Source organism: Ruania rhizosphaerae (genome assembly GCF_009805705.1).
GTDB lineage: Bacteria > Actinomycetota > Actinomycetes > Actinomycetales > Beutenbergiaceae > Ruania > Ruania rhizosphaerae.
On the sequence record NZ_VSMB01000008.1, the window covers coordinates 194,464 to 206,754 of the forward strand.

Sequence of the window (12,291 nt, forward strand, 5' to 3'; positions counted from 1 at the left end):
TCCGGCACACCTCGCTCCTCGGCGTCCCTGTGCAGGGGCTCCTCACGCTCATGCCGACCATTCTTCCGCATTGCACTGCATGGTTGCGCTCTCCCGCACCACGCCATGTATAGTTATTCATATGACTGTATCGGTCGCGATCGCGGGTGCCAGTGGCTATGCCGGTGGAGAGACCCTGCGCCTGCTCCTTGCTCACCCCGAGGTGGAGGTCGGTGCGCTCACTGCGCACTCCAATGCCGGCGAACTTGTCGGCCGCCATCACCCGCATCTGCGCAGCGTGGCCGATCGCACCTTCGTGGCAACCACAGCCGAGAACCTGCTCGGGCACGACGTCGTCGTCCTTGGCCTGCCGCACGGGGCCTCCGGGACCATCGCCGCGGAGTTGGAAGCGGTCGGTACCGGCAGTGCTACCCCGCTGATCCTGGACCTCGGGGCCGACCATCGGCTCACCGACGCCACCGACTGGGCAGCCTTCTATGGCAGCGAGCATGCGGGCAGCTGGCCCTATGGCATGCCCGAACTGCTGCACAGCGGTGAGTCCGTGGCCTCGGCGCAGCGTGGCGTGCTGAACGACGCTCGCCGCATCGCGGTGCCCGGCTGCAACGTCACCGCAGTCACGCTGGGTATCCAGCCCGGCGTCGCCGCCGGCGTGGTCGACCCCAGCGATGTGGTCGCCGTCCTCTCGGTCGGCTACTCCGGTGCCGGCAAGGCGATGAAACCCCACCTCACGGCCGCCGAGGGGATCGGCTCGGCCGCGCCCTACGCCGTCGGCGGGACGCACCGGCACGTTCCCGAGATCGAGCAGAACCTCCGCCTCGCCGCTCCATCCGGTGCAGTTCCCGTCCGTCTCTCCTTCACTCCAGTGCTCGTCCCGATGTCCCGCGGCATCCTCGCCACCACGACGGCGCCGCTCACCCCCGGCGTCACGCCAGCCCAGGTGCGCCTCGCCTGGGAAGAGGCCTACGCCGGTGAGCAGTTCGTCCAGCTCCTCCCGGAGGGGCAGTGGCCGACGACGGCCGCCACCGTGGGTGCGAACACCGCCCTGGTGCAGGTCGCCATCGACCAGAGAGCCGGCAGAGTGGTCACCATCTGCGCGATCGACAATCTGGTCAAAGGCACCGCCGGTGCCGCGGTGCAGTCCATGAACCTCGCCCTCGGCCTGCCCGAGGGGCTCGGCCTGACCACCGAAGGAGTCGCCCCGTGACAACGACAAGCCCCGCCGGCTTCCGGGCGTCCGGCATCACCGCCGGCCTCAAGGCCTCCGGCTCCCCGGACGTCGCACTCGTCATCAACGACGGCCCCCACAAGGTCGGCGCTGCCGTGTTCACCACCAACCGCGTGGTCGGTGCACCCGTGATGTGGTCCCGCCAGGTCGTCTCCGACGGCGTGGTCGAGGCCGTGCTGCTCAACTCCGGCGGCGCGAATGTGTGCACCGGACCGGAGGGCTTCGCCGACACTCACCACAGTGCCGAACGCGCCGCCGATGCTCTCGGCGTCTCGGCCGCCGACGTGGTCGTCTGTTCCACTGGGCTCATCGGGGAGCGGCTTCCGATGGACAAGCTTCTGCCCGGGATCGGTGCCGCTGCCGAGGCTTTGGCCACCGACGGTGGCACGGACGCCGCGCGGGCGATCATGACCACCGACACTGTCCCGAAGACCACCCACGTGGTGCGCGACGGGTGGAGCGTGGGCGGGATGGCCAAGGGTGCCGGCATGCTCGCCCCCGCCATGGCCACGATGCTGAGCGTCCTCACCACGGATGCGGTTGTCGATCCGGCGCTCGCCCGGCGTGTACTGCACACCGCCACCTCGGTCACCTTCGACCGGATCGACTCCGATGGCTGCATGTCCACCTCCGACACCGTCGTATTGATGGCCTCGGGGGCCTCCGGCATCCAACCGAGCGAGGCGGAACTGACCGAGGCACTGACCGGAGCGGCGGCCGACCTGTCCCGCCAGCTGGTCTCCGACGCCGAGGGAGCCTCCCACGACATCGCAGTCCACGTGACCGGCGCGACCAGCACCGACGCCGCGCTCGCGGTGGCCCGTGCCGTCACTCGCTCCAATCTCGTCAAGGCCGCGGTCTTCGGCAACGACCCGAACTGGGGCCGCATCCTGGCCCAAGTGGGAACTGTCCCGGTGGAGGTGGCTCCGTTCGAGGCCGACCAGGTGGACGTGAGCGTCAACGACGTCATGATCTGCCGCTCGGGTGCTGCACATGAGGACCGCACCCTGGTGGACCTTGCTGCCGACCGCGAGGTCCGGATCCTCATCGACCTGCACGCGGGCGAGGCATCCGCCACCGTGTGGACCAATGACCTCACCCACGACTACGTTCACGAGAACAGCGCCTACTCCACATGAGCAACCATTCCGACGAGTCATTCGTGTTCAACACCAAGACCGACCTTCGCCCGGACCAGAAGGCCGAGGTCCTCATCCAGGCGCTGCCGTGGCTCGAACGGTTCGCGGGGGCCGTCGTCGTCATCAAGTTTGGCGGCAACGCGATGGTCGACGCCGACCTGGAGCGCGCCTTCGCCGAGGACGTGCGCTTCTTCCGCTACGCCGGGCTCAAGCCCGTCGTCGTACACGGGGGAGGACCGCAGATCTCGGCCATGCTGGAGCGTCTCGAGATCACCTCGGAGTTCCGCGGCGGTCTGCGGGTCACGACCCCCGAGACCATGGACGTCGTACGCATGGTGCTGACCGGAAAGGTGCAGCGTGATCTGGTGAGCCGTCTGAACGAACGCCAGCCCCTCGCCGTCGGGATCTCCGGCGAAGACGGCGGCCTGTTCACCGGTCGCAAGCGGCAGGCCACGGTGGACGGTGAGCTCGTGGACGTCGGTCTGGTCGGCGACGTGATCGACGTCGATCCCCACGCCGTCATGGATCTCCTGGATGCCGGACGCATCCCCGTGATCTCGACGATCGCACCGGACGTGGACAGCCCCGGTGACGTGCTCAACGTCAACGCCGACACGGCAGCTGCCGCTCTGGCCACGGCGCTGGCTGCCACGAAGCTCATCGTGCTCACCGATGTCGAGGGCCTGTATGCGAACTGGCCGGATAAGGACTCGCTGATCCGGCAGATCGAGGCCGATGCCCTCGCTGAGATGCTCCCCACCCTCGCCTCCGGGATGGTGCCGAAGATGGAGGCGTGCCTGCGCGCCGTCACCGGCGGCGTCCCGCAGGCACACGTGATCGACGGACGGCAGCCGCACTCGCTGCTGCTGGAGATCTTCACCGACGAGGGTGTGGGCACCATGGTCCTGCCCAGCCCGAAGGAGCAGTCATGACTGAGACCACCGCGCTGCACGAGCTCACCGGCACCACGCCCGCAGCTACCCAGGCCGAGTGGACGGGTCGCTACACCGGCGCGCTCATGAACACCTTCGGCGCTCCGCAGCGGGTGCTGGTGCGCGGTGAGGGCTGCTACGTCTGGGACGCCGACGGCCAGCGCTACCTGGATCTGCTGGCAGGCATCGCCGTCAACAGCCTGGGTCACGCCCACCCCACGCTCACCGGCGCCATCTCTGCGCAGCTGGGCACGCTGGGCCACATCTCGAACTTCTTCGCGTCTCCACTGCAGATCACCCTCGCCGAGCGGCTCGCCACACTCACGGCTGGTGGTTCGCGGCCGACGGCGGCGCGCACGTTCTTCACCAACTCCGGCACCGAAGCGCTCGAGGGGGCGTTCAAGCTCGCCCGCCGGCACGGTGGGCAGGACCGGCCACGCATCCTGGCGCTGGAGGGCGCCTTCCACGGCCGCACGATGGGAGCCCTCGCACTGACCGCCAAACCGGCCTACCGGGAACCCTTCGAACCGTTGCCGGGAGGCGTTGAGCACCTACCGTTCGGAGACGTTGAGGCGCTTGAGCAGGCCTTCGCAACCGACGGCGACCGCGTGGCCGCACTGGTGGTCGAACCGCTGCAAGGTGAGGCAGGTGTCCGGCATCTTCCCACCGGATACCTGGCGGCCGCCAGGCGTCTGACATCCGAGCACGGCGCCCTGCTGATCCTGGACGAGGTGCAGACCGGAGTCGGGCGTACGGGGCAGTGGATGGCGTTCCACCACGACCACATCGGTGGTGGTCTCACGCCGGACGTCGTCACTCTTGCCAAGGGCCTGGGCGGCGGTTTCCCGATTGGTGCGGTCGTCACGCTCACGGAGCCGGCGGCCAGCCTGTTCAGCCCGGGGCAGCACGGCACCACCTTCGGCGGTAACCCCATGGCCGCAGCTGCTGCCCTGGCGACGCTGCATGTGATCGAGCGGGACGACCTGCTCGAGCGGGTACGTACCACTGGCGCCGCGCTGCGCGAGCAGATCTCCGCCATCGGCCACCCCCTCGTGGCCGGCGTGCGTGGTGAGGGCCTCCTGCTTGCCATCACGCTCAGCGAGGAGATCGCTCCGGCCGTGGCACGGGAAGCCCTGGAGGCTGGATTCATCGTCAACCCGGTGGCCCCGGACGCGATCCGGCTGGCACCACCGCTCATCCTGACCAGCGAGCAGGCGCAGACGTTCACCGACGCCCTGCCCCAGATTCTGCAGAAGGCAGCCCACTCATGACCACTGACAGCGCCCACGACCCGACCCGTTCCTCCCAGCTGCGGCACTTTCTCGCCGATGACGACCTCACCTGGTCCGAACAGCGGGAGGTGCTCGAGCTGGCCGCCGCGCTCAAAGCCGATCCGTACAGCCGCCAGCCACTCGCCGGCCCACAGTCGGTGGCAATCATCTTCGACAAGCCGACCTTGCGCACCCAGGCCTCCTTCACCGCCGGCGTCGCAGCCCTCGGCGGCTACCCGATGCTGGTGGATGGCCGACTCGCCCAGGTCGGGGTGCGCGAGTCGGTGCCGGACACGGCCCGGGTGCTCGGCCGGATGACCTCGGCGATCGTCTGGCGCACCTACGCGCAGTCAGCGCTGGAGGAGATGGCTGCTCACGCCGGGGTGCCGGTGGTGAACGCCCTCACCGACGCCTACCACCCGTGCCAGATCCTCGCCGACCTGCTCACCATCGCCGAGCACACCGGCGGGTTCACCGCGGACGGCCCTGCACTCTCGGGCCGCACTCTCGCCTACGTCGGTGACGGCGCCAACAACATGGCGCACTCCTACCTGCTCGGCGGAGCCCTAGCGGGCCTGCACGTGCGCATCGGGGCGCCGGAGGGCTACCAGCCAGATCCGACCATCGTGAAGCGCGCCGGAGCTATTGCGGCCGGAACCGGTGGATCGGTGACGGTGCTCGAGGAGGCGACGGCCGCCGTCACCGGGGCCGATGTGGTGGTCACCGATACCTGGGTATCCATGGGGCAGGAGGACGAGAAGGACGAACGCGAGGCGCCCTTCCGGCCGTTCCAGGTGAACACCGAGCTGCTCGGATCGGCCGGGGAAGCAGCCGTGGTGCTGCACTGCCTGCCCGCCTACCGCGGCAAGGAGATCACCGACGAGGTGATCGAAGGGCCGGCCTCCCGGGTCTGGGACGAGGCCGAGAACCGGCTCCACGCCCAGAAAGCCATCCTGACCTGGCTGGTCGAGCGATGATGGGCTGCCGATGAGCGTTCCTGCTACCAAGACCGCCCGGCACGCACTGATCCGCCAGGTCATCGCTACCGGTAGCGTGCGCTCGCAGGCCGAGCTCCAGCAGCTGCTCGCCGACCGTGGACTCTCGGCCACGCAGGCTACCCTCTCCCGGGACCTGGAGGAGTTGCGCGCCCAGAAGGTGCGTGGCGCTGACGGCGGCCAGCAGTACACCGTGCCACCCGAGGGGCCCCTCGGGTACCCGAACACCTCCGACGGCGAACAGCTCGCCACCCGCCTGGCGCGCCTGTGCACCGAGCTGCTCGTCTCCGCGCAAGCCTCGGGCAACCTCGTGGTTCTGCGCACGCCGCCGGGCGCGGCACAATTCTTGGCATCGGCGATCGACCAGTCGGTGCTGCCGCCGGTGATCGGATCGATCGCCGGCGACGACACTGTGCTGGTGATCGCAGCAGACCCAGACGGCGGAACCGCCGTCGCCCAGCTGTTCCTGGACCTGGCCGACGGCCGCGAACCAGAGCGCGACGAGAAGGAGAACGAGTGAGCAAGGTACTGACACAGCTGCCGGCCGGCGAGCGGGTAGGCATCGCCTTCTCGGGCGGGTTGGACACCTCTGTCGCCGTGGCATGGATGCGTGAGCGCGGTGCTGTCCCGTGCACCTACACCGCCGACCTCGGCCAGTACGACGAGCCGGAGATCGACAAGGTCCCTGGTCGCGCGCTGCAGTACGGAGCCGAGATCTCCCGGTCCGTGGACTGCAAGTCCGCGCTCGTGGAGGAGGGCCTTGCCGCCATCGCGTGCGGTGCCTTCCATCTGCGCAGTGCCGGGCGTGCCTACTACAACACCACTCCGCTCGGGCGAGCGGTCACCGGCACCCTGCTCGTGCGGGCCATGCAGGCCGACGATGTGGAGATCTGGGGGGACGGGTCCACGTTCAAGGGCAACGACATCGAGCGGTTCTACCGCTACGGCCTGCTCGCCAATCCGAACCTGCGCATCTACAAGCCGTGGCTGGATCCGGAGTTCGTGAGTCAGCTGGGCGGTCGGTCGGAGATGAGCGAGTGGCTCACCGAGCGGAATCTGCCCTACCGCGACAGCGCCGAGAAGGCGTACTCCACGGACGCCAACATCTGGGGAGCCACCCACGAGGCGAAGACGCTGGAGCACCTGGACGTCTCGCTCGAGACGGTCGACCCGATCATGGGCGTGAAGTTCTGGGACCCGAGCGTTGCCATCGACACCGAGGACATCACCGTTGCCTTCGAGCAGGGTCGTCCGGTCTCCATCAACGGCCGCCGGTATGAGGACCCGGTCGCGCTCGTGCAAGAGGCCAACACCATCGGCGGCCGGCACGGGCTGGGGATGTCGGACCAGATCGAGAACCGGATCATCGAGGCCAAGTCCCGCGGTATCTACGAGGCCCCCGGGATCGCACTGCTGCACATCGTCTACGAGCGCCTGGTGGCAGCGATCCACAACGAGGACACGATCGCCAACTACCACGCCGAGGGACGGCGGTTGGGCCGCCTGCTGTACGAGGGGCGCTGGCTCGACCCGCAAGCGCTCATGATCCGCGAGTCGATCCAGCGGTGGATCGCTTCGGTCGTCACCGGTGAGGTGACGCTGCGGCTGCGGCGCGGTGAGGACTACACGATCGTGCGCACCGACGGCCCGGCATTCTCCTACGCCGCCGAGAAGCTCTCCATGGAGCGCACCGAGGACGCCGCGTTCGGCCCGACCGACCGCATCGGCCAGCTCACGATGCGTAACCTCGACATCGCCGATTCCCGGGCGAAACTGGAGATGTACGCTCAGCAGCCGGTCGACCAGGGTCAGGTGCTGGTCGAGAACGGCACCCTGTTCGGTGAGCTACCCACCGGCGGTGCGCACGTCATCTCCGCGAACCCGCAGGCCGGGTCCGGGGACCAGAGCGCGCTGGACCACGTGGCCATGGAAGAAGGATCCGACTGATGGGTGGCCAGTCCGCGCCGTCAGGGCGTGATCCATCCGCAGGTTCTGCCTCCGGAGCGCTGTGGGGCGGCCGGTTCTCCGGAGGGCCCGCTGACGCCCTGGCTGCCCTGAGCAAGTCGACGCATTTCGACTGGCGCCTCGCACGCCTCGACATCGCCGGCTCACGGGCCCACGCACGGGTACTGCATCGGGCCGGGCTGCTGGACGGGGCCGAGCTGGAGGGCATGCTGACGGCGCTGGACCAGTTGGATGCCGACGTCACGGCCGGGGTATTCACTCCGGCGGTCGAGGACGAGGATGTGCACTCGGCGCTCGAGCGGGGGCTGATCGAGCGGGCCGGCCCAGCGCTCGGGGGCAAGCTGCGGGCCGGACGTTCGCGCAACGACCAGATCGCCACGCAGGTGCGGATGTACCTGCGGGAGCAGGCCACGATGATCGGGTCCGGCGTGCTGGACGTGGTCGATGCGTTGTGCGCACAGGCGGCCGCCCACCCGGGCGCCGCGATGCCCGGACGCACCCATCTGCAGCATGCGCAGCCGGTGCTGCTGGCCCACCACCTGCTTGCCCACGCGTGGCCGCTCCTGCGCGATGTCGAGCGTTTACGGGACTTCGATCGCCGTGCGGCGTACTCCCCGTACGGGTCCGGTGCCCTGGCGGGGTCCTCGCTCGGCCTCGACCCCGCGGCCGTAGCCGCCGAGCTCGGGTTCGACGGGCCGGTCGAGAACTCCATCGATGGCACAGCCTCCCGCGACCTGGTGGCCGAGTTCGCCTTCGTATCGGCGATGATCGGGGTCAACCTCTCCCGGATTTCGGAGGAGGTGATCGTCTGGGCCACGAAGGAGTTCGCGTTCGTGACGCTGCACGACTCCTTCTCGACTGGCTCTTCGATCATGCCGCAGAAGAAGAACCCCGATGTGGCTGAACTCGCCCGTGGGAAGTCCGGGCGGTTGATCGGCGACCTCACCGGGCTGCTCGCGACGTTGAAGGGCCTGCCACTGGCCTACAACCGGGACCTGCAGGAGGACAAGGAGCCGGTGTTCGACGCCGTCGACACCCTCGGACTGCTCCTGCCGGCCGTGGCCGGCATGGTGGCCACTCTGACCTTCCACACCGATCGGCTCGCCGAGCTCGCTCCGCAAGGGTTCGCCCTGGCTACCGATATCGCCGAGTGGTTGGTGCGCCAAGGGGTGCCCTTCCGGGACGCCCACGAGCTGGCGGGCGCGTGCGTGCGCGTATGCGAGGAGCGCGACATCGAGCTGTGGGACCTCACCGACGATCAGCTGGCGCAGATCGACCCGGCCCTGACCCCTGGGGTGCGTGAGGTTCTTTCCGTCGAGGGTGCGCTCGCCTCGCGAGACGCCGTCGGCGGCACCGCCCCGGTGCGGGTGGCCGAACAGCTGGAGGCAGCGCAGGAACGGGTGAGGTTGTTGCGCGAGGCCCTCACCTCGTGATCTGCCGGCGACCGTGTCGATCCGGTGACCGGAGCTGATGGTGTGACGGGAGCGGATGCCGCCACCGAGCCGGCACCTCCGGTGGAGACCGTGCGGGCCGTTGTGGGGGCGGCTCGCACGGCCGGCCCACGCTGCGGTGAGACGACCGTCGTGGCGATCGACGGCCCCGCTGGTTCCGGCAAGACCACCCTGGCCGCGGCTGTGGTCGCGGACCTGCAAGCTGGGGGCGCCGCCGTGACCACGGTCCACATGGACGACCTCTATCTGGGATGGTCCGGTCTGCGGGACTCCGCGAACCGGCTTCGCAAGGAGATTCTTGCGCGGCTCTGGCTGGGGCGGGTGGGCCGGTATCGCCGCTACGACTGGCACCTCGAGGAGCTCGCAGAGGAGCACGAGGTTCCCACCGATGGCTACCTCGTGGTGGAAGGTGTGGGTTGTGTGCGTGCGGTCACCCGCGCGTTCCTGAGCGTGATCGTCTGGGTGGAGGCTGCCGACGACGTACGCCTCGCTCGCGGGCTGGTGCGCGACGGGGCCGGAGCGGAGCCGTATTGGCGGCAGTGGATGACCGAGGAGGCCGAGTTGTTCGCCGAGTCCGGTGCGCGCGAGGTGGCAGATCTGCACGTGGACGCGTTCGGGCGGTTGCGCACACAGTGCCGGGGCGGGACGTGAGGCCGATCGACCTGTCCGCCGTCGCCACCGACGTTGCGCCCCTGCTGCTGGGCGGCGTGCTCGTCGGCGCCGATGGCGTCGCGGTCCGCCTCGTCGAGGTTGAGGCCTACCGCGGCGCCGAAGATCCGGGGTCGCACGCCTACCGCGGCCGGACCGCTCGCAACGCCACCATGTTCGGGCCACCAGGCCACGCCTACGTCTACCGGCACCTCGGTCTGCACCACTGCGTCAACGTGGTCTGCTCTCCCGCGGGAACGGCGACGGCGGTACTGCTGCGGGCAGGTGAGGTGGTAGCAGGCCAGGAGCTGGCGTGGCAGCGTCGACGGGCCGCGGGCGTGTGCCGTGCCGAGCGCGATCTCGCCCGTGGACCGGCGCGGCTCGCGGTGGTCCTCGGCCTCACGTTGGCGCACGATGGTGCTCCTGTGACGATTCTGCAGTCTCCGCGAGACCGACCGGTGCCGGACGCGTCGCGCACGCGTGCATCGGTCGCTGCACCGGATGCTGGAGCGACGCCACTGGAACTGGTACCGGCGGACGAACCGGTCACCATACGGACGGGCCCACGGGTCGGCGTCTCCGGTCGTGCGGGTACTGACGCCTACCCCTGGCGGTACTGGATCGACGGCGACCCGCACGTCTCGGCGTTCCGGGCCGGGCCAGGAGCGTCGTGACGATGCAGCGACGGCCTCTAGGCTGGGGCGCGGACAGGGGAACAGGCCCCCGTCCCGTCACGCAGACGGAGCGTAGACAAGGTAGGTCACAGTGAACGACATCCTCGACGAGTTGCGCTGGCGCGGTCTGATCGCCCAGTCCACCGATCTCTCGGCCTTGGCCGAGGCGCTCTCGACGGGACCGGTCACCTACTACGCGGGCTTCGATCCCACCGGGCCGAGCCTGCATCACGGGCACCTTGTCCAGCTGATGCTGCTGCGGCACCTGCAGAACGCCGGGCACCGTGCCATCGCACTCGTCGGTGGCGCCACCGGGATGATCGGGGACCCGCGGATGTCGGGGGAGCGCACCCTGAACACCAAGGAGGTGGTGGCCGAATGGACGGAGCGGCTGCACGCGCAGATCTCGCGGTTTCTCGACTTCGAGGGTGACAACCCGGCGCAGATGGTGAACAACCTGGACTGGACGGCACCGCTTTCGGCGATCGACTTCCTGCGCGATGTGGGCAAGCACTACCGGCTCGGCACGATGCTCGCCAAGGACACCGTGGCGCGCCGGCTGAACAGCGACGAGGGGATCAGTTTCACCGAGTTCAGCTACCAGATCCTGCAGGGGATGGACTTCCTCGAGTTGCATCGGCGGTATGGGTGCACGCTGCAGACCGGTGGCAACGACCAGTGGGGCAACCTGCTCTCGGGAGTCGACCTGGTGCACAAGGCCGATGGTGCTTCAGTGCATGCGCTCACCACGCCGCTGATCACGAAGTCCGACGGCACCAAGTTCGGCAAGACCGAGGGCGGCGCGGTGTGGCTGGCGCCGGACATGATGAGCCCGTACGCGTTCTTCCAGTTCTGGCTGAACACCGCCGATGCCGATGTGGTGGACTACCTCAAGGTGTTCACGTTCCTCGACCGCGAGCGGATCACCGAGCTGGCTGAGCTGCTGGAGGAGAACCCGAAGGCACGCGCCGCGCAGCGCACGCTCGCGCGGGAAGTGACCACGATTGTGCACGGTGCGGAGGCCACCGAACGGGTCGAGGCCGCCTCGGCCGCGTTGTTCGGGGGTGGGGATGCCGATGCACTGCGCCAACTGGATGCCGGCACTCTGGCCGACGCCGTCTCCGAGGTACCGCGGGGTCAGATCGTGGTCGGTGAGACGACCATCGTGGACGCCTTGGTGGCTGCCGGGCTGGAGAAGGGGCGCAACGCCGCACGACGTGTGGTCGGGGACGGGGGCGCCTACCTCAACAACGAGAAGGTCACGGATACAGACCGTGTCATCACCGGTGATGACCTCCTGGCTGGCGACGTGGCGCTCGTGCGTCGAGGTCGGCGTTCCCTCGCCGTCGTCTCTGGATGACCATCGAGGATTGCTCGTCCTCGTGACTGGGGCCGCACCGGACACGGTGCGGCCCCAGTGTCGTTGTACATCCTGCCCCTCGGGTACCGAGCAGGAGGCGGGTCCGGGACCAATCCGTGGTGGGGTGGACGGGCGCCGGCTCTGCGACCGCATGTGCCGCCACAGGAAGAGCGGGCACGCACGGGTGACCCGCATCACGTTGTCGCTGGGTAGTGCGGCGGACAGCTCCCTCAGAGGGTTGCGGGAACTGTATCTGTGCAGGTCAGAGGGCATCGCGCGGCACATCACGGACGATCGAGCGAGCAGGACCCCGCGATTTGACCCAGGGTTCACCGGCCCGTAATGTTTCATCCCGTCGCCCCGTGAAGGAGCAACGGACACCGATCAGGTGGCCGGTCCACACACGGAGCAGATCAGCCAAGCAGGACCGAGCTGATCATCCAACCGGATCGCGGTAGCGCGAGTCAGGTTCGGTGGGGTAGGATCACGATCCGGCCCAACCAGCCACGTTGACTCGAAGAGCAGCGAGCGGTAGGGTAGAGCGGTTGCCCCGAGCAGGATCCTTGAATCGGGATCCTGAAGGTGCGCGTTCGTTGTTTGAGAACTCAACAGTGTGTTTGTAGTGATTGAT

At 68.7% G+C, this 12,291-nt stretch carries 11 protein-coding genes; all 11 read left to right on the forward strand.

Features of this window, described 5'->3' with window-relative positions:
• Positions 1–121: 121 nt before the first annotated feature.
• The 11 genes from argC (at position 122) to tyrS (ending at position 11,660) form a co-directional block, all read left to right on the forward strand.
• Positions 122–1,204, forward strand: a complete 1,083-nt coding sequence (gene argC, locus FV560_RS12825; protein ID WP_235020105.1) for an N-acetyl-gamma-glutamyl-phosphate reductase — start codon at positions 122–124, stop codon at positions 1,202–1,204.
• Positions 1,201–2,364 (forward strand): bifunctional glutamate N-acetyltransferase/amino-acid acetyltransferase ArgJ, encoded by a 1,164-nt coding sequence (gene argJ, locus FV560_RS12830; protein WP_159621926.1) that lies wholly within the window; start codon positions 1,201–1,203, stop codon positions 2,362–2,364. Before argC ends, argJ begins: the two co-directional genes overlap by 4 nt.
• Positions 2,361–3,296 carry an acetylglutamate kinase gene (gene argB, locus FV560_RS12835; protein WP_159621927.1) on the forward strand — a complete coding sequence of 312 codons (936 nt, stop codon included), beginning with the start codon at positions 2,361–2,363 and terminating at the stop codon, positions 3,294–3,296. The genes argJ and argB overlap by 4 nt, the downstream gene beginning before the upstream one ends.
• Positions 3,293–4,567: an acetylornithine transaminase gene (locus FV560_RS12840; RefSeq protein ID WP_159621928.1), complete on the forward strand. Its 1,275-nt coding sequence runs from the start codon at positions 3,293–3,295 to the stop codon at positions 4,565–4,567. The genes argB and FV560_RS12840 overlap by 4 nt, the downstream gene beginning before the upstream one ends.
• Positions 4,564–5,544: an ornithine carbamoyltransferase gene (argF, locus tag FV560_RS12845; RefSeq protein WP_159621929.1), complete on the forward strand. Its 981-nt coding sequence runs from the start codon at positions 4,564–4,566 to the stop codon at positions 5,542–5,544. The genes FV560_RS12840 and argF overlap by 4 nt, the downstream gene beginning before the upstream one ends.
• A gap of 10 nt (positions 5,545–5,554) precedes the next feature.
• Positions 5,555–6,082: an arginine repressor gene (locus FV560_RS12850; RefSeq protein ID WP_159621930.1), complete on the forward strand. Its 528-nt coding sequence runs from the start codon at positions 5,555–5,557 to the stop codon at positions 6,080–6,082.
• Positions 6,079–7,509 carry an argininosuccinate synthase gene (gene argG, locus FV560_RS12855; RefSeq protein WP_159621931.1) on the forward strand — a complete coding sequence of 477 codons (1,431 nt, stop codon included), beginning with the start codon at positions 6,079–6,081 and terminating at the stop codon, positions 7,507–7,509. Before FV560_RS12850 ends, argG begins: the two co-directional genes overlap by 4 nt.
• On the forward strand, positions 7,509–8,960 hold the full coding sequence (gene argH, locus FV560_RS12860; RefSeq protein ID WP_159621932.1) for an argininosuccinate lyase: 1,452 nt from the start codon (positions 7,509–7,511) through the stop codon (positions 8,958–8,960). Before argG ends, argH begins: the two co-directional genes overlap by 1 nt.
• 24 nt (positions 8,961–8,984) lie before the next feature.
• Positions 8,985–9,629 (forward strand): uridine kinase family protein, encoded by a 645-nt coding sequence (locus tag FV560_RS20380; RefSeq protein WP_235020106.1) that lies wholly within the window; start codon positions 8,985–8,987, stop codon positions 9,627–9,629.
• Positions 9,626–10,300 carry a DNA-3-methyladenine glycosylase gene (locus tag FV560_RS20385; protein WP_235020107.1) on the forward strand — a complete coding sequence of 225 codons (675 nt, stop codon included), beginning with the start codon at positions 9,626–9,628 and terminating at the stop codon, positions 10,298–10,300. The genes FV560_RS20380 and FV560_RS20385 overlap by 4 nt, the downstream gene beginning before the upstream one ends.
• Before the next feature lie 91 nt (positions 10,301–10,391).
• The gene (tyrS, locus tag FV560_RS12870) at positions 10,392–11,660 is read left to right on the forward strand and encodes a tyrosine--tRNA ligase (protein WP_159621934.1); all 1,269 of its coding nucleotides are present in this window, start codon (positions 10,392–10,394) and stop codon (positions 11,658–11,660) included.
• The last annotated feature ends 631 nt before the right edge of the window (positions 11,661–12,291 follow it).